The sequence below is a fragment of the Proteiniphilum sp. UBA5384 genome (assembly GCF_002410825.1).
Classification (GTDB): Bacteria; Bacteroidota; Bacteroidia; order Bacteroidales; family Dysgonomonadaceae; genus Proteiniphilum.
Window position 1 is genome coordinate 312,507 of record NZ_DHOS01000010.1, and the last position, 21,526, is coordinate 334,032.

A 21,526-nucleotide genomic window follows, 5' to 3' on the forward strand; every position below is an offset into this window, starting at 1 on the left:
TCCTTTTAATCAGTCACATTATTCATACTGGTGTATTATTCACATCATCACATCAGGAAATCGTCACATTACCCTGATTTCCATTACTGCGATTTCCCGTTCCGTACCATCCGGCCCGGCAGCCCGTACACCTGAGATATAGAAATAGCTTCCCCGTGGAAGACGCCTGATTTGTTCTTTCTGCCTTTCAGAGAAATGGTTCCCATCGGAAACTTCCGGGATAGCATTTCCCATCGAATCAAAGAAAACAGTACGGAAGCTGACTACACGAAATGGAATCGAGAGTATACCATCGTCGATGGCTGCCTTGACTTCTACGGCTTTCATCAGGGCAGCTTTCTGAAATCCTCCTCCCTTGAACATTCCCGGATTTCCGTTAGCATCATGATCTTCAATGTAGGGGGTAGGATCAGGGAGAGCACGTACCCTGAATTCCTTCGTAGCTACATGTCGGATATTTCCACCGGTTGTACTGGCTGAGACTGATATGGTAACATTTTTCCCTACGGTGGCAGGCCGGGCAATCCACATATTTCCACGGCGGGTGAGGGTGCCACCGGTCATGGTGGCGCTTATATCCTGCAGGGAGATACCCGGCACCGAGATACCGATTTCGTTATCGATGCCGGCATACAATACATTCATGAGGGTAGGAGCGATGGTGGCTGCCGGTTCTACCACAGTATAATTGCCGGTGAACTGGTGGCGCGTGATGGTTCCATCGCTTCCGGCCATCTCCAGGTATCCATCCACCGGAAAGGTGCCGGTATGATTGGTCGGAACAGAGAAATAGCCATTTTCTCTCGCATCGAGATGCTGTCCGTTGACTACAATATGGGGTTGACAGGTCGAATCTTCCGCGGAGAGGATAATACGGGCATTATAGGAACTACCCTGGATGACAATATCGGATTCGGGAATGATATAGGCGTTCAACCGGTTTACCCGGAAATCGCCCACATCCACGTTATGCAGGATATTGGTCAACGCTTCACCTTCGGAAGAGCGGATATCATTTTCTATCTTTGTCAGCATCGTAATGGCAGCGGCCAGTGGCATCTGCTCAAAAAGAGATGCTTCCCAGCTTTTATCTCCCGAGGATTGTGTGCTGAGATTTTTCTCGATGATTATCCTGCGGGCGGAATCCGTGACAAGCTGTGTGACCGAATCACGGTAAGCACCTATGGCGTTCTTGAAATTCTTCCCTTCACCATTCACCGGAGAAAGCATGACCACCGAGGCGGCTTCCAGGTTATCCTTATTTTTGATATTGTTAATATCTGCTTTTTTCCCATCTGCTTCACGTACCATTCGCAGTTTCAGTTCGTCTATGTAACGTGTCAAAGAATCACTCATGGATCGTACTTGCATTCCTTTCCTGTACCATTCTTCGGCTTTGTCGGGATTCTGGATGTGATATGCTGTCAATTCATCCATAATCAATTTATTGCGTTCCAGCATCGTGCCGGATGAATCTTCCAGGCTGTTATCCACCATTTTAAACCCGTCGAGCACTTCTACCGAGACGTTGAGCGCCAGCATCGAGATAAACACCAGATACATCAGGTTGATCATCTTCTGTCGAGGGGAATTGGGACTGTTGACTGCCATGTGAATGGATTATAAGTTGGTATTGCCGGCATTGTCATATCTATTGACCGTCATGGCATTTAGCATACGGGCATAGACTTCATTCAATTCCCTGAGCTGTTCTGCCATTTTCTCGGTTTCCGTCTTGATAACCGAGCCATCGGGAAGAGCATCACCATACATGTTTCTAAGACGTGTTAAACCTTGATTGATCTGTTCAATAGTGCCAATTTGACTGCTGATGCTTTTTAACTGTACCTCATAGATTGAATTGAGTCCTGATAGCGTACGGTTAAGGTTTTCCATCTGTTTGCCGTATTCTTCGGTGTGGGTAGATAAGGTGCGAGAAACTTCATTCTCCGGTTCACCGGGAGGGGTTGATAGGTGGGAATGGGAGGCTACGGTTACCTCCTTATTGGCAGATATGATATTTTGTGCAGTGTGTCCGGCATTTCCGGAAAGCGCAGGAAATACCTCTTCCCAATTATAATCGCGTATGGGCGTGTCAAAAGCGGAAATAATGAATACGATACATTCAGTGATCATACCGATAAAGAGCATTTCATTGCCGAAAGGAAAATGAAGCAGCTTGAACATTGCGCCAAGTATCACTATGGCGGCTCCGAAGCTGTATACGAAATTGATGGTCCGTTTTCCCCGTTCGGTTTGCAGGAAGCGTTCAACCCTGTTCTTATATTTCTTGTAAGCGTTCATTTTTTGTCTTTAAAAAGTTCAGATTTTTAGAAGTCAAAAGTATACATCTCAAATAATTTATTTCCCCGAGCTGACTTGTGTCCTTACGCAACGGAACCCGATATAGGAGCGCCCCCGGTTTTGATATTCACTATCGCGTATATCCGATCGGATAAAGGTGGAAATGTCTTTCCAAGAGCCTCCTTTTACTACTTTTCGTTTCAATGCATAGGGATCTTCGATAGCAGCATTATAGCTGTATTCGGGATTCAGGTCGCCCATCAGTTTATTCCCCGATTCGGTATAAGCGGTGGAAGTCCATTCCGCTACATTTCCTGCCATATCATACAATCCTGAGTTATTGGGTTTGAAGCTCCTCACTTTGGCGGGAATAAGGTGGTTGTCTGCACCATAGGCTCCGTCACCCGGTTTGAAGTTGGCCTGGAAACAGCCACTTTCATTTGTTGTGGCATCTGATTCCCACGGATATTTATTGTCGGAATTGGCATTACGTGCAGCCATTTCCCACTCCGCTTCGGTAGGGAGGCGGTATCTCTCTATTGTCACTCCTTGCTTATTGATACCTTTGCGCAGAAACATTGTCCGCCATTCGCAGAAAGCGGTGGCTTGTTCCCATGAAACTCCCACTACCGGATGGTGTGCATAGGCAGGATGGGAAAAGTAGTTGCGCAAATAGCGTTCGTTGTCGGCTTCCGGAAAATCATTTACCCAGCAAGTAGTATCGGGATAGATATTGACGATCCGGGTATGTACAAAATCATAGAGGCTGCTCAATGGGCGGGTGATGGTTTCGTTGACGATCCGTCCGTCAGGGGTAATATATGCAGTGTCTTTCGATATCATGATTACTTCATTGGAATTGATGATGGTAACATCGCTGTCCAATATCCTTTCCGCGGGATTCAGGCGGTATTGTCTTCGGGCTGCTTCTGCAGCGTCGAACCATTCGTACCGGAAGTTCATCTGCCGGGCGTCCAGCATTTTTTCTCCGGTAATGGGATGGGTTATATAAACACTGTTAATGGTGGTCTCCTCCTCTTCGGTATTCCTTGACCATGGAATAGGTATTTTCCAGTTCAGATGAGGAGTAATGGGATCGCCGTATTCATCTTCGGTGATTTTGAAAAAGTCGTCACCGACATATGCCGGGTCAGCCATTCGTTCACGGATAATGGAATCGCGTACCCAATAAACAAATTGTTTGTACTGTGAATTGGTAATCTCCGTCTCATCCATCCAGAAGTTATCCACAGACACTCCCCGGGTAGGAATCGAAAATCCCCAGAGAGAATCGATCTCTCCCGGTCCCATGGTATAGGCTCCGCGCGATACCAATACCATATTATAGGGTGTAGGTTCTCCCCATACCTTACCTGTAGGTACGCCGGTCAGCTCTCCACTGATACTGCTCCCGATCCCCGGTCTCCCGCAGGAAGCAATGACAATCAGTACCAGCCCGAGTAAGATATATTTTTTCATATTTTTTTATTTAGAACTAAAAAATTGATTTGCAGCTTTACTGATTTGATAATTTACCGATTATAATTTACAATCATCATCGAATCATTGAATTATCGAATCACCACATCAGAATTACAACAGCCGGATACTCTTGTACGGTTGCCGCTTCGGTTTAAAATGATCAAGCGGAAAATTATAACGGAGATAAAATTCATAACTCCCTTTGCTATTTTTCCCAAGCCCCGAGGTATGTATTCCATAAGCATATCCCACCTCTATATTGCGGATAACCGTTCCTGCAAAAAGGGCATACCCATCATCTTTTCTCCATGACACGCCTCCTGAGAATTTTTTGTTGTATTCCATGCGAAGGGTGGCCATTATCAATGTTTTGTTGTGATTGGCCTGCAACCAGACCATCGGTTGTATTTCTAACGGATAAAGAAGTGTAATATTGTATCCTGCCATCAAATTATAAGAGCGGGGAATGACCGATATGACGGAGTCGCCTTGTATATCTGCCGAAAGGGAATCATTCCGGGCATAAAACCGGGGTTGGCTGATATGCATGGCGGCCAGGCCGGCAAAAAAAGACTTTCCTATCCATGAAATGCCGGCGTTAAGGTCGATTACTTGCTTGTCTGTAGGATTCACTTTTATTATGCCCCGGCTCTGTTGGAGGGAATCGCTGAGAATAAACTGGTTCCCCGCATCGAAATTGAGATCGTATACTCCCGCTTGTACTCCGATATTCAGAAATCCTCTTCTGAAATATTTTTTGAAACTGTATTGTGCAGCCAGTAATGAATTGTGGTGGTCTCCGGCACTTTCGTTATGTACCACCATCCCGACGCCATGGCGATTTCCCCAAAACTCAAAAGGCATACCGGCAGTAAGGATAATTGGTTGGGGTGCATTTTTTATTCCGTGCCATGTATAGCGATAGAGGGCGGAAACGTTGATAGCCTCTGCTTCACCGGCAAAAGAGGGGTTGAAATAACTCTTTACCGTCCAATATTGACCGGGAGGATCGTCCCACTGTGCCTGCAAATGCAAGAGGCAACAGAAATGCAAGAGTAATATCCAATAGAAACGCCGTTTTTCCATTATACATATAACTGAAAAACGGCGAAAAAATTGTGTATAGTGATGTGAAAAACTATTGTATAATACTACATTTTGAGTATCAGATTTTTTCCGGTCTCACCCGCATAAAACGAAGCATACCAAGCATCCATTTGGGAAGTGGTTTTTCCGGATTCCTGTTTTTCAGGTTAAGGCTTAATCCCAGTTTTTTTGCGACCGGTATTTTATGCGTTTCCACAAATTCAATCAGTGTGCCGTCCGGATCTTCGATATAGGCGAACTGCCCGGCAGCATCCCCCATATCAAATGAGTTTCCTTCCTTGATATTTTGGGTGGTATCTACCGTAAAAGGATATCCTGATTCTGCACATTTCGTCCGGAGTGCATCCATATTACGGATATCGAAGCAGACCTGGATAAAGCCGGGATCACCCCAGAAACGTCCTTCGTAGAGCTTTTTCGGGGTACGTTCCAACGCCTGCACCAGCTCGATATAAGATGTGCCGAAGAGTTCGCTGAGACTTCCTTTGCGCGGTTGTGAATGGGTGATCAGGCGGCGGCGGAATTGCTGGGTGCCCGAAGGCAATGCCTCAAAATCGGGAAAAACCCCTGCCTCGTCGGCGATAATCTTGTCGTAACCAAGAATATCATGATATACGGTCATTGCCTTGTCGATGTCTGTCACGCCGATGGTCACGCCAACTGTCCCTCCATTGGAGTGCCCTTCATCTTTGAAGATATAGTCGTCCTGGACCAATTGGAACAGATTACCGTAGCTGTCTCTCACATAAAAAGTCTGGTGGCCATCAATATTTTGTTGAAGGCCGCCAAGGATATTGGCTTTTGGATTTTTAGAGAATTCTTCAAAGGTACGGGCTACATCTCTACTCTTTACTTTGCAGGCTAATATTCCCAGATCGCCCATATTCAGGGTAAATCCAAGTGGTTGCGGTTTTCGTCCTGAATACTGCCATACTTCGAAACCTCCGCCACCTTGTATATTGATAGCTATTAAAGCATGGCGTTGCTGTGGTTTCCCTCCCGTATAGGGAAGCATCAGTTCTGCTACTTTATCATCTTCGAGGATACGAATATCCATGTTAAACAGGTCGATATACTCTTTCCATGCTTCGTAGAGGTGTTCTACCCCGATACCTACCTGTTGAATGCCTGCGATAATATATTTTTCTTTCATGTAGTTTTGATTTTTCTGACCATTTTTCTTGCCAGCCCGGGAAAAAACCGCTTGATATGTACCATCAGCAACTCTTTCCCGCCGACCAGCACTTCCGGTTTCCTTTTTTCGATCGCATTGACAATTTTCTTTGCCGCTTTATCTGCGGAGATACCGTTGTCCTGTCCCTCATCCATCCGGGCGTGCTTCCTTCCGTCGGCTTCCAGTGCATTATAAGAAATATTTGTTTTTATCCGTCCGGGGCAGACCATCACCACCCGGATATTCCGGTCGTAGTATTCTGCATGAAGGGTCTCGAAGAAACCGTAAAGGGCAAATTTGGATGAGGCATATGCCGACCGGAGGGGAAAGCCAAATTTTCCGGAAATACTGGATGTAACAGCAATTGTGCCTCCTTGTTGTTCAATCATGTCCGGAAGTAGCCGTTTAGCGATTTTGACCGGTGCAAAGAAGTTGACAGTCATAATCTTTTCATCTACCAAGCCATCCGTTTCCAATATTTTTGATCGTTGGCTGATACCTGCATTCAGGAATACGATATCGATCTTTCCAAAAGCGGCAACGGCTTTATCAGTCAACTCGTCGATATGCTCCAAATCGGTCAGGTCGTAGGGTAAAATCGTACATTGGGCTCCCAACCGGATACATTCTTCCCGGACTTCTACCAACTTGTCGGCCCTTGTCGCCGTCAGTACCAGATTGGTTCCCTGTCGTGCATAGCGATAAGCGCATGCTTCACCGATACCCGATGAAGCCCCCGTAATCCATATGTTCTTTCTTTTGATTGACAATTTCTAAATACCAATTACTTCATCAAATCATCATCTCAACCTAGTCTCTCATCACCTCATTCCACAGTTGCATACGATAATCCCCAATAGAGTGGGGAGCGCATTCATCTACATTATGTACATTATGGGAGGTGTAAATCATCTGTTCAAGGAAATAGGGTGCACGGTTAGGACCTTCACCAATATTGAGTAAGACCGTCTCTTCGTTTTTGATAAGATTTTTTCTGAGTGCGACAAAGAATCCGGCGATGGAGACGGCCGAAGCCGGTCCCGGGATTACTTTCTGTTCGTATGCAGCCAGTTTACCTACAGGCACTAATTTTTTTTCATGTGCTCTCAGGAAACTTCCTCCGGATGCTTTTACCAGTTTGGCCACGATTGGATAGGTGGCGGGATTACCGGTTGCGAGGGTGGGCACTTCTGTCTTGGGGTTATCGATAGTAGGGTATTTCTTCTCGAACCCTTCGGGAAATCCCTCTGCCTCGGCATTTTCCCATGCCTGTACCATTGGATCACAGCCGTCGCTTTGTACCAGCAGGAAGCGGGGATTTTTCAGTTTAGGATAGACCTGCTTAATTTCCCTAATTCCCTTGTCAATGGCGATAGGGCCTGTGCCTCCACTCACCGCTTGAATATATACATCGGGGAACTTATCCATTTGGCGGAGCCACTCGAATACCATCGTCTTTTTTGCTTCTATCCGTATGGGATCAATATTGCCGGTTGACATGGGTATGTTATGCAATCTGGCATATCCCGCCGCAATCTCCTTGGCTTTCGCATAGTCACCCATCACCCGGAAGACCTGTTGTCCATAAGAACTGATCGTGGCTTCCGACGTTTTTATGGCATCTTCCGGCATGAAGACAGAGCAGTTCACCTTTGCCAGCGAAAGATATTTGGCGTATGCCGTAGCTGAATTGCCTGTGGAAGCAATACAGTACTGGTCAATGCCGATTTCGTTAAAAAGGCTGGCAGCCAATGAAGCGGCAGTATCTTTGAAAGTGCCGGTACCACCGTTCAGATCATTCCTGTAGACATGTACGTGGATATCGAGGCCGTATTTCTTTTTGGCAAACTCCTCGAGAAATGGCCACCGCTCCACCGGAACGGCACCTTCCCCCTTTGAGATGATATGCCTTCGTCGCAGTAGCGGCAGAAAAGGGAAATAGTGCCAGAAACTGGTTGGGCTGCGGTTGATAAGTCGTGGTAATCGTTGATAACGTCGGTTGTACCATACTTCAGAATGCTTACTTCCGCATTCGGGGCATTGCTGTTCCTGTTCGAACCAGGTCCAGAAATTGGGTGTCACATGTCGGCATTGAGTGCAGGTTAAATGATATTTATGTTGAATCTTTATACGAAGCATGTTATTTTCTTATATTGTAGTGGACATCGATTTTATCTCGTTGGAGATATATTTTCCCGCTTCGAGGTTTGCTTTTACCTTTTTGAATACTTCTATGGTCTCTTCCACATCTTTCTGAGTATGAGAAGCGGTGGGGATCAGCCTGAGCATCAACACTCCTTTGGGTACTACGGGATATAGCACGATGGAACAGAAGATGTTATGGTTTTCACGCAGATCAATCACGATGTTGGTTCCCTCAGGAACAGACCCACTGAAATAAACCGGTGTCACCGGCGATTGGGTATTACCAATATTGAATCCTTCTGCCACCAATCCCTGTTGTAGTGATTGAGCAATTTTCCAGAGGTTTTCCCTATGTTGCGGTTGAGTTTGTATTATTTCGAGGCGTTTCAGTGCGCCGATCACCATGGGCATAGGGAGTGATTTCGCAAATATCTGCGACCGCATATTGTATTTGAGTGAGTTGACGATGGTTTTCTCGGAAGCTACAAAAGCCCCTATGCCTGCCATTGATTTGGCAAAGGTCCCAAAATAGATATCTACCTCATCTACCAGTCCGAAATGCTCGCTTGCTCCTGCACCGGTCTTTCCCATCGTGCCGAAGCCGTGAGCATCGTCGATCATCAGACGGAATTTATATTTTTTCCGCAGTTTGACAATACCCGGAAGGTTGCCCAGATCACCCGACATGCCGAATACCCCTTCGGTAATCACTAGGATTCCCCCACCGGTTTCTTCTGCTTTCTTAGTGGCGAAGCCAAGCATCTTATCGCACCGATCCATGTCGTTATGGGGATAAACGAAACTTTTCCCTCCTTTGGCTTTATGCAGGAAAATTCCATCCATAATACAGGCATGGGCTTCGGAGTCGTAGACAATAACGTCGTTTCTTGAGACCAGCGAATCAATAATCGATACCATTCCCTGGTAACCGTAATTGAGCAAGTATGCTGCTTCTTTTTTCTCGAAGGCAGCGAGTTTTTCTTCCAGTTCTCTGTGGTATTTTGTTTGGCCCGACATCATACGCGCTCCCATAGGATATGCCATACCCCAGTCGGCTGCAGCTTTAGCATCTGCCTCACGCACTTCCGGATGGTTGGCCAGTCCCAGGTAATTGTTCAGGCTCCAGGTGATTACTTCTTTACCCAGAAATCTCATCCGGGGACCTATTTCCCCTTCCAATTCGGGAAACATAAAATATCCTTCTGCTTTTTTACGATACTGCTCTAGCGGACCTTCGGCATTTTTCAGCCGGTCAAAAATATCTGTCATGATTATTGAATATGTATGATTGTAATAATTTTCTCAGTTCTATTTTTCTTTTTCCTTTATTTCCACATAATCGGCGTCTTCAATATCACTTGATTCGAAGTTTTTTTTCTGGTATTCAATGATTCGTTCCTCTTGGCTCTCAGGTTGTTTAGGCTGTTGAGGTCGTTTCTGTTGGTAGTTTGATCTTTGTCTTCCACGTTTTCCTATCAGGAAAGCCGTGAATGCCTTCAGTAAAAAATAAACTACCATAAAACCCAGAAAAAATTTAATAAGGAATCCCATATATAGTAAAGTAATAATTTGATTAACTATTTCGTTAAACTAAATGATGAGGATAAATTGATTCAGGCTAGCCCTATCAAGAAATATCCAATATAATTAAAAAAATAAAGATACAATGATTCATGCAAAGCCCACCCATTTCTTTGTATTATTTAACTTTGTCGGGCCATGCCAGGGAAAGCAGGATATAGGCAATTATACCCCATGCTATACCGGTGAGTCCAAAAAGTGCTACAAGTAAAATCATCAGAAGGACTAGGATTATTGGCTTCTCATTTCCTTTGAATGCTATTTTTTTGATTTTTAGTGAGAACATCGGGATTTCGGATATCATCAGTAATGATAGTAAGATAATCAAACCGATAGTGAGGTAGAAGAGGTTTTCGTTTTCGGCAACGGCTCCCGACATACCATAACAATAGCTGATCCAGAAGAGGCCGTTTGCCGGGGTGGGAAATCCCATAAATGAGGTTGTCTGACGCTCATCGATATTGAATTTTGCCAGTCGATAGGCAGAAAAAACAGGGATAAGGAAAGCCAGGTAAGGAAGTAGTAGATGGATAGGTTCCAAATAGCCCGGCAATAATGAGTTTTCGCGCAGTAAGATGAAAACTGCAGATGCGGGAGCAACACCGAAGCTGACTACATCCGCCAGAGAGTCGAGTTCTTTTCCTATAGGAGAATATACTTTTAGTATCCGGGCTGCCAGTCCGTCCAGAAAATCAAACAATGCCGCTACCGCAACCCATATTACTACTGCCTTAAAATTACCCTGAAAGGCCATTGCGGTGGCTATACATCCTGAAAAGAGGTTCGATAGGGTAAGGGTGTTGGGTATCTGTTTTCGCATAATCTGTCATATTCGTTGGGTGAGTCTTGCTAAAAATGTGACGTTGGCATGAACTTCCTCACCAAGTTCAACCAGCAACTCACTGTCTGTGGGTAAAAAAATATCCATTCTGGAGCCTAATTTAATAAATCCGAGTGGTGATCCTATATGCACTTCATCTCCCTCTTTTATATAAGTGACGATTCTCCGTGCCATTGCACCTGCAATCTGTTTGACCAGTACTGTCCCGTGTTCAGGCGTCTCAATGAGAATGTTGGTATGTTCATTTTCATGACTCGATTTAGGTAAGTAGGCGGCATGGAAGTTCCCGTCCATATGAGAGAAATGAGTGATTTTGCCGGTAACGGGTATCCAGTTTGAGTGGGCATTAAAGAACGACATGAAGATGGAAATCTGAATCCGTTCATCATTAAAAAACTCTTTCTCAAATACTTTTTCAATTACCACCACTTTACCGTCCGTAGGCGCATTGACCAGTCCATATAGATCTCCTTTATAGGTACGATTGGGGTGTCTATAGAAATTGAGGGACATGGCATACAACAGGATTGAGGCTCCCAGTAAGATAGCCGTAAAGATGGTATTTGGCAGTATGTACATAAAAAAAACATTGATAAGAATAAGTACAATACCGATTCTTATTACTGCCGATTTTCCTTCCTTATGTATTCGTAATAGTCTCATCAAATTGAAAAATGTTGTTGCTGGTATGTCGAGTCGATACTATATTTTTCAGGAACAATATCATCCCGAAGTTGTGGATTGAGATAAGGGATTATAGCGGGAACCACAGCTTCCACCCGTTCGAAAAAGAATGCTTCTTCCCTGATTTTCCTGTTAATTACTTGCTTATCGCTGTCGAGTATCAACACCAGGTTAAGGATGATACTTAGAAAAACCATCATCGTTCCTGCCGCGATTATGGCACCAAACAGGCGATTGATAAAACTGAGAAAAACAGCTTCGATAAATCGTTGTAATAATCGTCCGATCAGCGAAAGTCCCACGGCAATAGCCACGAAAGCAAGGATAAATGATAATACCCTTGCTACTTCCGGAGAGAGATCGATAAGCCTGTTTAATTCAGGTAGTATGATTTTGGCAAATCTACTTCCGAATACTGCTGCCAATATGATGGTTGCCAGTCCCACAAGCTGTATAACCAAGCCTTTACGGTATCCGTTGATAAAGGCGATAAGCAGTAATATACCTACAGTGAGATCAAACCAGTTCATGCTTTTTGTTCGATATCAGTTCGCCGTGCGCTGATTTGTTCATTCAGAAAGATAGATGCTTCTTGTTCGAATCTTTCCGGCGAATCGGTAGTGAAATAATATATACTTCCCTGTTTTGAACATTTCTTGTCCATTTCCGGGTGTCTCCACAGATAATCCCTGAGGCTTTCGGCCACATATCTTCCTTGCGAGATTACTTTTGTATCTTTCGGCAGGTATAAGGCTATCTTGTCCATTAGTAGGGGATAGTGTGTACACGCGAGAATAACTGTATCAATGAGCGGATCTTTTTCGAATAGCTTTTGAAGGTGTTGTTGTATAAAATAATTCGCACCCGGTTTATCGTATTCCCTGTTTTCCACCAATGGAGCCCACATAGGGCATGCTTCACCGGTGATAGTTATATGGGGGAAAAGTTTTCTTATTTCCAACTCGTATGATCCCGAGTAGATAGTTCCCTCAGTTCCCAAAACGCCAATATGACCACTTTGCGAGAGGGTTGAAACCGATTCTGCCGTAGGACGAATAACACCTAATACTCGCCTGTCCGGATCGAGTGTCGGTAAATCAATCTGCTGGATAGTCCTTAATGCCTTTGCAGAGGCTGTATTACAAGCCAGGATTACCAGCCGGCATCCTTGTCTGAAAAACCATTTTACTGCTTCAAGGGTAAACTGATAGACTCGTTCATAAGAACGGCTGCCATAGGGTGCACGGGCATTATCTCCCAGATAGATGTAATCATACTCCGGCATCAGTGCTCTTATTTCTGAGAGTACTGTAAGCCCGCCGTATCCGGAATCGAATATACCGATAGGTCCCGTTTCGCGACTCAAGTAATCAGTTTTTTCCTCCACGGTAGTCGGGGACGGTTAGCGAATGCTTAATTTTAATTTTACAAGAGGATTGGCGTTCACCGCATTGGGTGATACGAATGCGATTCCGGGATTAGCCAGATCGTAGACAACGGTGTATCCCCGTTCTGTTCCGACGGCATGGATGGCTTCGTTTATTTTCTTTTTCAACGGTTCCAATAATCCTTTTTCTTGTGTTTCGATATCTTTTTGCGCCAGCTCCATGAATTCCCCCATCTTATTCTCCAATTCGGTAAGCTCCTGCATCCGGCGCAGTTTGATATTCTCAGAAAGAGAGGCCTGGTAAGTGATATAATCGGAATACTTTTTATTGTATTCGCTCTCCATCAATTTGAGTTCTTTTTCATAATTCTCACTTAATGTAAGCAGTTGCTGTGTGGCCTGCGCTTTTTCAGGCATTTGATCCAACAGTTCGGCTGTATTTACATACGCAATGGTAACTTGTGGTGACACCTGTGAAAAAGCAGTTCCACTTACCAATGAAATAAGCAGGATAAGCGTGAAAAAAACTTTCTTTGTCATTGTCAACTATTTTAAAAAGTGAATATTTTGTAGATAAACCCTTGTTGCTATTGTAATTTCTTTTCCTGTCCCTTGTGTGTTGTGGCCGCACTTGCTCCTCGTAAAGCAGGTGCGGCCGCTCTCAAGGTAAGAATTAAAATTACAATGTCAACTGGTTATCATAAATAAGCCCCTGATTTCCATATTAATGGGAATTTATTATAGGGGATTGTTTATAATTTCTTCTTTACTTCAGTTTCTTCGTAGGCTTCCACAATATCACCCACTTTCACGTCATTGAAGTTGTGTATGGTGACACCACATTCATAACCTGAAGTAACTTCTTTTACATCTTCTTTGAATCGTTTTAATGATTCCAACTCACCGGTGAAGATCACAATCCCGTCACGGATAAGCCGGATACGACTCGAGCGTTTTATCTTGCCGTCACGTACCATACAGCCGGCTACGGTTCCCACTTTCGATATCTTGAATACCTCCAGTACTTCCACATTACCGATGATTTCTTCCTTGATATCGGGCGAAAGCATACCTTCCATAGCTGCTTTTACCTCTTCGATGGCGTCATAAATGATAGAATACAGACGGATATCCACTCCCTCTTTTTCCGCTTCTTTACGTGCCCCGAGTGAAGGTCGCACCTGAAAGCCGATAATGATGGCGTCGGATACGGCGGCAAGGCTTACGTCGGATTCCGATATCTGGCCTGCTGCCTTATGGATCACATTCACCTGTATTTCTTCTGTGGAGAGTCGTATCAATGAGTCGGAGAGAGCTTCTACCGATCCATCCACGTCGCCCTTCACGATAATATTCAGTTGCTGGAAGCTGCCGATAGCAATACGTCGGCCGATATCGTCGAGGGTAAGCATTTTCTGGGTACGCAACGACTGTTCGCGTTGTAATTGCTCGCGTCGGTTGGCTATAGCGCGTGCTTCCTGTTCGGTTTCCATCACATTGAATGTGTCGCCGGCCTGGGGTGCACCGTTTAATCCGAGGATCAGTGCCGGTTCGGAAGGACCGGCTTCCTCAATACGTTGATTGCGCTCATTGAACATTGCTTTTATACGTCCGAAGTAGGAACCTGCCAGTACGATATCCCCTTGTTTGAGCGTTCCATTTTGCACCAGTACCGTAGCCATATATCCTCTTCCTTTGTCGAGTGATGATTCGATAATGGATCCGGTAGCCCTCCGGTTGGGATTTGCTTTAAGTTCCAGAAGATCAGCTTCAAGTAATACTTTCTCGAGCAATTCACGAACGCCCGTTCCACTCTTTGCCGAGATATCCTGTGACTGGTATTTTCCTCCCCAGTCTTCAACAAGATAATTCATTTCGGCCAGTCTCTCTTTTATTTTCTCAGGATTTGCTCCCGGTTTATCGATTTTGTTAATGGCAAATACAATAGGAACACCAGCCGCACCTGCGTGATTAATCGCTTCCACGGTCTGTGGCATCACGTTGTCATCTGCCGCCACAATAATAATTGCTACGTCGGTCACCTTGGCACCACGTGCACGCATGGCTGTAAAGGCTTCGTGTCCCGGTGTATCAAGAAAGGTGATCTTACGCCCGTCGGACAATTGCACATTGTAAGCTCCGATATGCTGTGTGATGCCTCCTGCTTCACCCGCAATTACATTGGTACTGCGAATCCTGTCGAGGAGTGAGGTTTTTCCGTGGTCCACATGTCCCATCACTGTCACAATAGGGGGACGGGATATCAGATCCTCGGGTGCATCCTCCTGGTCGGCAATCGCCTCAATTACATCAGCACTTACATATTGCGTCTTGAATCCATATTCTTCGGCAACAATGTTGATGGTTTCGGCATCGAGACGTTGGTTGATAGCCACCATAACTCCCAGACTCATACAGGTGGAGATTACATTGGTGACAGGCACATTCATCATATTGGCCAGGTCGTTTGCGGTCACAAACTCCGTCAATTGCAATACATGACTTGCCCTTTCCTGTTGTTTCAGTTCCTCTTGTTGTCTTTGGGCACTGGCTTCCCTCTTCTCACGACGGTATTTGGCACCTGCCTTTTTTCCCCTCTTTTCAGTGAGACGTGCCAGTGTTTCTTTTATTTGTTTTTGTACATCTTCTTCACTGACTTCGGCTTTCAGTGGTTTTCTGAGTGATAACTTTTTGTTGCTGTTCTTTGAACCCTGATTGAAAGTTGTCGGTTTGTCGATGTTCACCTGGCCTGAACGAATGCGTTTTCTCTTTTTCTTTCCGCTTTCACTATCATTGTCAGAAATGCCGGGTTGTTTTTTCTTTTCATCGATAGCTTCTTTTTTAAGCTGTTTTACCTTTTCTTCTTTCAGCTTTTTGGTGTCGAGCGCTTTCTGTTCGCGTTCAAGGCGTTCCTTCTTGCGTTGTGCCCTCGATTTCCTGGGTGGCCGAGTACGGTCGTTGATCGAATTAAGGTCTATAGAACCTTTGACGACTATATTGGATTCCAGTTTATTTTCGTGTAAGCGAAATACTTTATCTGGCTGTGCCTCTTCTGTTTTTTCTTCTGTTCCCGGCGCCTTTTCTTCTACTTCCTCTGCAGTGGGCTCCGGAGTGGTTTCTTCAGGAGCAACTTGTGCTTCCTTCTGATCGAAAAATGTTGTTTTTATTTCTGTGGGTTGACCCTTTTCCTCTGAGGAATATTTAATTTCTTCCTCTTCCGTTTTTTCCTGGATTTCCTTTCTTTTCTCTTCTACTCTTTCTTCTGTTTTTTCTTCCGCTCTTTCTTCTTCTACTTCTGTTTTTTCTTCCGCTCTTTCTTCTTCTACTTCTTCTTTTTCTTCCGCTTTTTCTTGGTTTTTTTCTTCTACTATTATTTCTTCCGCCTGAGGTTGCATCACTTCTTCCTTTACGGGAGGCTCTTTAACGGGAACAGATTTTTCTATCTCCGGTTCCGGTTGTCCTTTTTCCTCTTCCGGCGAAGGGGGCTGCATAATAGTTTCTTCTTTTTCTTCCTTCTCCGTTTCTTCGCTTTTGGACTCGCTTTTCTTTTTATTCAGGCTATCGAGGTCGATAGTCCCTACCACATTGACATGGGGCTTCAGTTCATTCGGGATTTCTGTTTCGATGGCTTCTTTTTCCACCTTTTTTTTGGGGGCCTGCTCTTCCGGAAGTTCATAACCCTCTATAGCTATAGTTTCCCGTTTATCATCACGGCGATGTAATTTCTCGCGGGTAATGGTCGCCTCATTACGAATATTCTTGTCTTTACCGAATTCGGCAATCAGTATATCATACTGTTCATCCTCAATTTTTGCATTGGGATTTGCTTCTATTTCAATACCTTTCTTGTGCAGAAATTCAACCAGCGTATTGATTCCTACATTCAAATTTTTTGATACTTTTATTAGTCTTACAGGCATATATATATTCTAACCTTTACTCTCTTTTTATGTTGTGAACAGTATGTATTATTCTTCTATCAGTGAAAAGCAGGGACAGGGCTAGTTTTCACCCCCCTCGTCCGTCTCTGCATCTGCCCCCGTATCGGTTACATCACTCTCTGCGTCCATATCTTCATTATTTGCCATTACCTCCGGTGCATTTTCATCTTCGAACTCATAGCTTAAGATAGCCAATACTTCATCTACAGTATTCTCTTCGAGATCGGCTTCCCTGATTATTCTGTCACGACCCATAGCCAATACATTCTTGGCAGTGGAACATCCGATCCTTTTCAGCTGGTCGATTATCCAACCATCAATCTCATCGCGGAATTCATCGAGGTATATATCCTCTTCATCCACTTCGTCTATGTCGCGGAATACTTCGATATTATAACCTGTGAGCATGGAAGCCAACTTGATGTTAGCCCCCCCCTTACCGATGGCAAGGGATACTTCTTCCGGATTCAGGAACACTTCGGCGCGATGCTCTTCCTCCCTCACGGTAATGGAGTTAATCCTTGCCGGACTCAATGCCCGCTGGATATAGAGGTTGGTATTGTTGGTATAATTGATCACGTCGATATTTTCATTCCTCAGTTCACGCACGATGCCGTGAATACGGAACCCTTTCATCCCTACACAAGCCCCAACCGGATCAATACGGTCGTCATAGGCCTCTACTGCTACTTTAGCACGCTCGCCGGGGATCCGGGCAATTCCTTTGATCGTAATTAACCCATCTGCTATTTCGGGAATTTCCTGTTCGAATAGACGTTCAAGAAATACCGGTGAGGTGCGGGAAAGAATAATTCTTGGATTATTGTTTTTGTTCTCAACACGTGCTACCACTGCACGTGCATGTTCCCCTTTGCGAAAGAAGTCGCTGGGAATTTGTTCCGTCTTGGGAAGGATTAGTTCGTTATGTTCATCGTCGAGCAGCAACAACTCTTTTTTCCATATCTGGTATACCTCTCCAGATACGATTTCCCCTACTTTTTCCTTGTATTTATTATAGAGGTTGTCCTTTTCCAATTCCAATATCTTGGATGCGAGCGTTTGTCTTAGGTTAAGGATCGTACGCCGGCCGAAGTGATCGAGTGATACTTCGTCAGTCACTTCTTCACCTACTTCAAAATCCTGGTCGATTTTTTGAGCTTCAGAGAGGGTAATTTCCAGGTTGGGATCCTCCAGTTCATCGTCCCCCACAACCACTCTGTTGCGCCATATCTCCAAGTCACCTTTGTCAGGATTGATAATGATGTCATAGTTCTCATCTGTTCCGTTGCTTTTTGAAATAACGTTGCGAAATGATTCTTCAAGTACGCTGATGAGGGTTGCTTTATCGATATTCTTCAGCTCGTTGAATTCGGAAAATGTATCGATGAGACTGATGGTTTCTTTCTTCTTACCCATATATTATTTAAATCGTATAAGATATTTTGTGTATTTTACTTCATCAAACGCAAAACGGATATCTTCCTCCACTTCTATTTTGCGCTTGGCTCCTTCCGGTTTTACCTTTTTTATGATCGAAATGGTAAATCCGTTATCATCAGACGACCTGAGTATGCCGGTGAATTTTTGTCCGTTTTTGCTAAGCACCTCCACTTCCTTGCCTTCGTATTTTTTGTACTGGCGCAATATTTTAAAGGGAGATGAGAGTCCTGCAGAAGTAACGGTTAATTCGAAATCTTCGGTATCCCGGTCGAGTTTTGACTCCAAATGACGGCTTAATGCAACGCAATCGTCAATATCCACGCCATAATCGTTATCGATTTCTATGGTGATTGTATTATCCGCACTTACTGAAACATCCGTCAAATAGTTGGGCGAACCTTCCAGGTGTTGTGCTACAAAATCGATAATCTGTTTCTTTTGGATCATAGTTATCTCTATCCCTAAGAGACTCTTCAAAGATACAAATCTGTGTACAAGATAGCATTTGAATATCTTGTATCCAGATTTCCGGTTGTTGAGCCTGATGAATAAAAAAGGAAGCGGTATGTCCTGCTTCCCTTCTCTTTTACGAGTACAAAGATATTATTTTCAAACGGATTCACAAAATGTTTGCCACTTTTTTTGTGTTTTCCGGGCTCCTGTTTGGTATTACCGTATATGAATATTATCGAAATATGGTGAAAGGTGAGGGCAATCTCGAATGCTTGCATACGAAGATTGCCGAACCGCATCCTATATTCTACAAAAATAATGTGTAATTTTGTCGGCAAATAAGATATATGCAAGGAATCGATCGAAGATGTATGCCTTGAATGAAATAGAATTATGAAGAAAGCAGATCTCAATAAAATTGTATATGATAAAAGCGTAATAGACTTTGTTACTATTGCGGTGGAAGTTTGTGTGTTTCTTGAGAAGGACGCCGCCCTTTCCCGTGGGGAGTGGGTCGACCGGCTGTTGAAGATGCTTCCTCTTTTGTATGTAAAGGCTCTTTTGTTGCCGGAGACTGTTCCTGCGGAGGAGGAATTCCCTGCAACATTTGTCACAGAAGAGGATTACTCGCATGTAGCGAATAAGGTATCTGAAATAATGGGAGAAGAGGATGTTTATCTGGATGTGTTTATCGAGGATATGAAATACAGCGATACCCCCGTTTCTACATTTGTATCGGAAAATTTAGCAGATATTTATCAGGATATAAGGAATTTTGTATCGGTATATCAGTTTGGCCTTGCCGGGCAAATGAATGATGCTCTATATCAGTGTAAAGAGAACTTCCGTCTCTATTGGGGGCAAAAATTGGTGAATGTATTACGTCCGCTTCACACGATGATGTGTGGTTATCTGGAGAGTGGAAATGAAGAAACGGACTTGTCGGAGGGTGCACAGTGGGATTGACGATTACAAAAGAACAATTGGCCGAATTGCCTATAGAGACATTTGAAGGTGATATCATCGTCATTGATCATCCGGAAGAGGTACAGGATGCTTGTCGCTGTCTTTCTTCATACAGTGCACTTGGTTTCGATACCGAGACCAAACCGGCATTCAAGCGTGGACAGGTACATAAAGTGGCACTTATACAACTATCCACGGAAGAGAAATGCTACCTGTTTCGGTTAAATAAAATTGGATATCCAATTGAATTGGAGTCAATTATGGTTGATCCGGCAATAAAAAAGATAGGTCTTTCATTGCGTGATGATTTTGCAGCAATACGAAAACGTTCGCTGAGAAATCCGGAGAATTTTATTGACCTCCAGGGGTTTGTGGATCAGTTCGGGATTGAGGATAACAGTCTGCAAAAGATTTATGCAATCCTCTTTGGTCGGAAAATATCCAAGAATCAGCGTGTATCGAATTGGGAGGCTGACACACTCTCTCCCGCGCAGCAGGTTTACGCGGCGATCGATGCCTGGGCTTGCCTTCGTATTTATAATCATTTGATAGGGAAGAAGTGATAAGGTGGATAAGTGGATAAGAAGTTAGGTGGTTAAGTGTTGCAAATGCTGAAAAATAAAATAGTATGAGTTCTTATAAAGAGATCGTGTTGCGGCCCGGTAAAGAGGCCTCATTACGGCGCTTTCACCCATGGGTCTTTTCAGGGGCTATTGCCCGTAAGCCCGAAGAATTGGAAGAGGGAGAAACGGTTCGTATACTGGCTGCCGATGGTTCTTTTCTGGGAGTCGGCCATTTCCAGATTGGAAGTATTGCAGTGCGTATCATGTCGTTTCTTGATGAGCTTATAGATACTGCGTTCTACGAAAAAAGTCTGTTGAATGCTTATAGGATGCGGCAGGAACTGGGGTTGATACGTCCTGACAACACCATATTCAGGTTAGTACATGGTGAAGGTGATAACCTGCCGGGTTTAATTATCGATATATACGGTGATACGGCAGTGATACAAGCTCATTCTATAGGAATTCATAACGACATGGGGCCGGTGACGGAGGCGTTGAAGCGGGCCATTCCTGCGGATACTGTGAAGCACATCTTTTATAAGTCAGAAGGAACATTGCCTTATAAGGCCGGTATTTTTCCGGAAAACAGTTATCTGTTTGGCGGTGACGGTGTGGATGCAATTGCTCTGGAGAATGGTTTGCGTTTTCGGATTGACTGGCTGAAGGGACAGAAGACGGGATTTTTTGTTGATCAGCGGGAAAATCGTGCACTGCTCGAACGGTATGCCCGAAACCGCCATGTGTTGAATATGTTCTGTTATACCGGTGGGTTTTCGGTATACGCCCTTCGCGGAGGGGCTGCGTCGGTTGTGTCTGTGGATAGTTCTGCAAAAGCGGTTTCAATTACTGATCAAAATGTAGCGCTCAATTTTGGGGAAGATCCCCGGCATACTTCTCTCCCTGAAGATGCTTTTAAATTCCTCAAACAACTCCAATATGGGGAAAAGGATTTGATTATTCTTGATCCGCCTGCTTTTGCAAAACACCGGGGAGCTGTCAATAATGCATTGCAAGGTTATAAAAAGTTGAATCTCCAGGCAATGGAAAAAATCGCTCCCGACGGTTTCTTATTTACTTTTTCCTGTTCGCAGGTCATTTCTGCAGAGCAGTTCCGTTTGGCGGTTTTCAGTGCTGCGGCCATCTCAGGCAGGAAAGTGCGTATTTTGCATCAGCTCACACAGCCGGCCGATCATCCTATCAATATTTATCATCCCGAAGGGGAATATCTGAAAGGGTTGGTACTTAGAGTGGAATAAATGATGATCCCGATGAATCGGGACAACTAGTGATGATTCGGTAATGTGTGATTTGACGGTGAGAGAAACTCGTTTAAATCTGTTTAAAACCATCTGTAAATGGATGATCTTAGTTAAATAATAAAAAATATATGATTTTTATGCCACAATAGTATGTTTTATAACACAAAAACGCTTATATTTGCATCGTGTTTTTCAT

The 21,526-nt window shown here is 44.2% G+C and carries 20 protein-coding genes; 3 read left to right on the forward strand and 17 right to left on the reverse strand.

Annotation, left to right across the window (positions count from 1 at the left end):
• Window positions 1-63: 63 nt before the first annotated feature.
• The 17 genes from gldM to rimP all read right to left on the reverse strand — a co-directional run bounded on the left by gldM (window position 64) and on the right by rimP (window position 18,533).
• Window positions 64-1,611, reverse strand: a complete 1,548-nt coding sequence (gldM, locus tag B4G81_RS04110; protein WP_294080372.1) for a gliding motility protein GldM — start codon at window positions 1,609-1,611, stop codon at window positions 64-66.
• A gap of 9 nt (window positions 1,612-1,620) precedes the next feature.
• Complete coding sequence (gldL, locus tag B4G81_RS04115) at window positions 1,621-2,304, reverse strand: gliding motility protein GldL (RefSeq protein WP_294080374.1); 684 nt, start codon at window positions 2,302-2,304, stop codon at window positions 1,621-1,623.
• A 57-nt stretch (window positions 2,305-2,361) separates the two neighbouring features.
• A complete protein-coding gene (locus tag B4G81_RS04120; RefSeq protein ID WP_294080377.1) occupies window positions 2,362-3,783 on the reverse strand; it encodes an SUMF1/EgtB/PvdO family nonheme iron enzyme in 1,422 nt (473 codons plus the stop codon).
• Window positions 3,784-3,897: 114 nt separating this feature from the next.
• Window positions 3,898-4,872, reverse strand: a complete 975-nt coding sequence (locus B4G81_RS04125; protein WP_294080379.1) for a PorP/SprF family type IX secretion system membrane protein — start codon at window positions 4,870-4,872, stop codon at window positions 3,898-3,900.
• A 79-nt stretch (window positions 4,873-4,951) separates the two neighbouring features.
• Window positions 4,952-6,046, reverse strand: coding sequence for a VOC family protein (locus tag B4G81_RS04130; RefSeq protein WP_294080381.1), 1,095 nt, complete (start codon window positions 6,044-6,046; stop codon window positions 4,952-4,954).
• The gene (locus B4G81_RS04135; protein WP_294080383.1) at window positions 6,043-6,837 is read right to left on the reverse strand and encodes an SDR family oxidoreductase; all 795 of its coding nucleotides are present in this window, start codon (window positions 6,835-6,837) and stop codon (window positions 6,043-6,045) included. The genes B4G81_RS04130 and B4G81_RS04135 overlap by 4 nt, the downstream gene beginning before the upstream one ends.
• Before the next feature lie 40 nt (window positions 6,838-6,877).
• The gene (locus B4G81_RS04140; RefSeq protein ID WP_294080385.1) at window positions 6,878-8,206 is read right to left on the reverse strand and encodes a threonine synthase; all 1,329 of its coding nucleotides are present in this window, start codon (window positions 8,204-8,206) and stop codon (window positions 6,878-6,880) included.
• A 9-nt stretch (window positions 8,207-8,215) separates the two neighbouring features.
• Entirely contained in the window at window positions 8,216-9,481 is a 1,266-nt protein-coding gene (locus B4G81_RS04145) for an aminotransferase class I/II-fold pyridoxal phosphate-dependent enzyme (protein WP_294080387.1), read from the reverse strand.
• A 39-nt stretch (window positions 9,482-9,520) separates the two neighbouring features.
• A complete protein-coding gene (locus B4G81_RS04150) occupies window positions 9,521-9,730 on the reverse strand; it encodes a hypothetical protein (RefSeq protein WP_294080389.1) in 210 nt (69 codons plus the stop codon).
• Window positions 9,731-9,911: 181 nt separating this feature from the next.
• Window positions 9,912-10,613 carry a CDP-alcohol phosphatidyltransferase family protein gene (locus B4G81_RS04155; RefSeq protein ID WP_294080391.1) on the reverse strand — a complete coding sequence of 234 codons (702 nt, stop codon included), beginning with the start codon at window positions 10,611-10,613 and terminating at the stop codon, window positions 9,912-9,914.
• A gap of 6 nt (window positions 10,614-10,619) precedes the next feature.
• Window positions 10,620-11,297 carry a phosphatidylserine decarboxylase family protein gene (locus B4G81_RS04160; RefSeq protein WP_294080393.1) on the reverse strand — a complete coding sequence of 226 codons (678 nt, stop codon included), beginning with the start codon at window positions 11,295-11,297 and terminating at the stop codon, window positions 10,620-10,622.
• Entirely contained in the window at window positions 11,297-11,848 is a 552-nt protein-coding gene (locus B4G81_RS04165; protein WP_294080395.1) for a CvpA family protein, read from the reverse strand. The genes B4G81_RS04160 and B4G81_RS04165 overlap by 1 nt, the downstream gene beginning before the upstream one ends.
• Window positions 11,845-12,684 (reverse strand): glutamate racemase, encoded by an 840-nt coding sequence (murI, locus tag B4G81_RS04170; RefSeq protein ID WP_294080397.1) that lies wholly within the window; start codon window positions 12,682-12,684, stop codon window positions 11,845-11,847. The genes B4G81_RS04165 and murI overlap by 4 nt, the downstream gene beginning before the upstream one ends.
• A gap of 36 nt (window positions 12,685-12,720) precedes the next feature.
• Complete coding sequence (locus tag B4G81_RS04175; protein ID WP_294080399.1) at window positions 12,721-13,245, reverse strand: OmpH family outer membrane protein; 525 nt, start codon at window positions 13,243-13,245, stop codon at window positions 12,721-12,723.
• 212 nt (window positions 13,246-13,457) lie between these two features.
• Window positions 13,458-16,625, reverse strand: coding sequence for a translation initiation factor IF-2 (gene infB, locus B4G81_RS04180; protein WP_294080401.1), 3,168 nt, complete (start codon window positions 16,623-16,625; stop codon window positions 13,458-13,460).
• An 81-nt stretch (window positions 16,626-16,706) separates the two neighbouring features.
• Window positions 16,707-18,062, reverse strand: coding sequence for a transcription termination factor NusA (nusA, locus tag B4G81_RS04185; RefSeq protein ID WP_294080403.1), 1,356 nt, complete (start codon window positions 18,060-18,062; stop codon window positions 16,707-16,709).
• Between the two features lie 3 nt (window positions 18,063-18,065).
• Entirely contained in the window at window positions 18,066-18,533 is a 468-nt protein-coding gene (gene rimP, locus B4G81_RS04190; protein ID WP_294080405.1) for a ribosome assembly cofactor RimP, read from the reverse strand.
• Between the two features lie 399 nt (window positions 18,534-18,932).
• On the opposite strand from rimP, the gene B4G81_RS04195 reads away from it, so the two are divergent.
• The 3 genes from B4G81_RS04195 to B4G81_RS04205 all read left to right on the forward strand — a co-directional run bounded on the left by B4G81_RS04195 (window position 18,933) and on the right by B4G81_RS04205 (window position 21,327).
• Window positions 18,933-19,505 (forward strand): DUF5063 domain-containing protein, encoded by a 573-nt coding sequence (locus tag B4G81_RS04195; protein ID WP_294080407.1) that lies wholly within the window; start codon window positions 18,933-18,935, stop codon window positions 19,503-19,505.
• The gene (locus B4G81_RS04200) at window positions 19,496-20,068 is read left to right on the forward strand and encodes a 3'-5' exonuclease (RefSeq protein ID WP_294080409.1); all 573 of its coding nucleotides are present in this window, start codon (window positions 19,496-19,498) and stop codon (window positions 20,066-20,068) included. Before B4G81_RS04195 ends, B4G81_RS04200 begins: the two co-directional genes overlap by 10 nt.
• A gap of 65 nt (window positions 20,069-20,133) precedes the next feature.
• Entirely contained in the window at window positions 20,134-21,327 is a 1,194-nt protein-coding gene (locus tag B4G81_RS04205; protein WP_294080411.1) for a class I SAM-dependent rRNA methyltransferase, read from the forward strand.
• The last annotated feature ends 199 nt before the right edge of the window (window positions 21,328-21,526 follow it).

Bases quoted from the DNA above. Each gene is read 5' to 3' on its own strand.
- gldM (WP_294080372.1), bottom strand. From the start codon at position 1,611: ATGGCAGTCAACAGTCCCAATTCCCCTCGACAGAAGATGATCAACCTG.
- gldL (WP_294080374.1), bottom strand. From the start codon at position 2,304: ATGAACGCTTACAAGAAATATAAGAACAGGGTTGAACGCTTCCTGCAA.
- B4G81_RS04120 (WP_294080377.1), bottom strand. From the start codon at position 3,783: ATGAAAAAATATATCTTACTCGGGCTGGTACTGATTGTCATTGCTTCC.
- B4G81_RS04125 (WP_294080379.1), bottom strand. From the start codon at position 4,872: ATGGAAAAACGGCGTTTCTATTGGATATTACTCTTGCATTTCTGTTGC.
- B4G81_RS04130 (WP_294080381.1), bottom strand. From the start codon at position 6,046: ATGAAAGAAAAATATATTATCGCAGGCATTCAACAGGTAGGTATCGGG.
- B4G81_RS04140 (WP_294080385.1), bottom strand. From the start codon at position 8,206: ATGCTTCGTATAAAGATTCAACATAAATATCATTTAACCTGCACTCAA.
- B4G81_RS04145 (WP_294080387.1), bottom strand. From the start codon at position 9,481: ATGACAGATATTTTTGACCGGCTGAAAAATGCCGAAGGTCCGCTAGAG.
- B4G81_RS04150 (WP_294080389.1), bottom strand. From the start codon at position 9,730: ATGGTAGTTTATTTTTTACTGAAGGCATTCACGGCTTTCCTGATAGGA.
- B4G81_RS04155 (WP_294080391.1), bottom strand. From the start codon at position 10,613: ATGCGAAAACAGATACCCAACACCCTTACCCTATCGAACCTCTTTTCA.
- B4G81_RS04160 (WP_294080393.1), bottom strand. From the start codon at position 11,297: ATGAGACTATTACGAATACATAAGGAAGGAAAATCGGCAGTAATAAGA.
- B4G81_RS04165 (WP_294080395.1), bottom strand. From the start codon at position 11,848: ATGAACTGGTTTGATCTCACTGTAGGTATATTACTGCTTATCGCCTTT.
- B4G81_RS04175 (WP_294080399.1), bottom strand. From the start codon at position 13,245: ATGACAAAGAAAGTTTTTTTCACGCTTATCCTGCTTATTTCATTGGTA.
- infB (WP_294080401.1), bottom strand. From the start codon at position 16,625: ATGCCTGTAAGACTAATAAAAGTATCAAAAAATTTGAATGTAGGAATC.
- nusA (WP_294080403.1), bottom strand. From the start codon at position 18,062: ATGGGTAAGAAGAAAGAAACCATCAGTCTCATCGATACATTTTCCGAA.
- rimP (WP_294080405.1), bottom strand. From the start codon at position 18,533: ATGATCCAAAAGAAACAGATTATCGATTTTGTAGCACAACACCTGGAA.
- B4G81_RS04195 (WP_294080407.1), top strand. From the start codon at position 18,933: ATGAAGAAAGCAGATCTCAATAAAATTGTATATGATAAAAGCGTAATA.
- B4G81_RS04205 (WP_294080411.1), top strand. From the start codon at position 20,134: ATGAGTTCTTATAAAGAGATCGTGTTGCGGCCCGGTAAAGAGGCCTCA.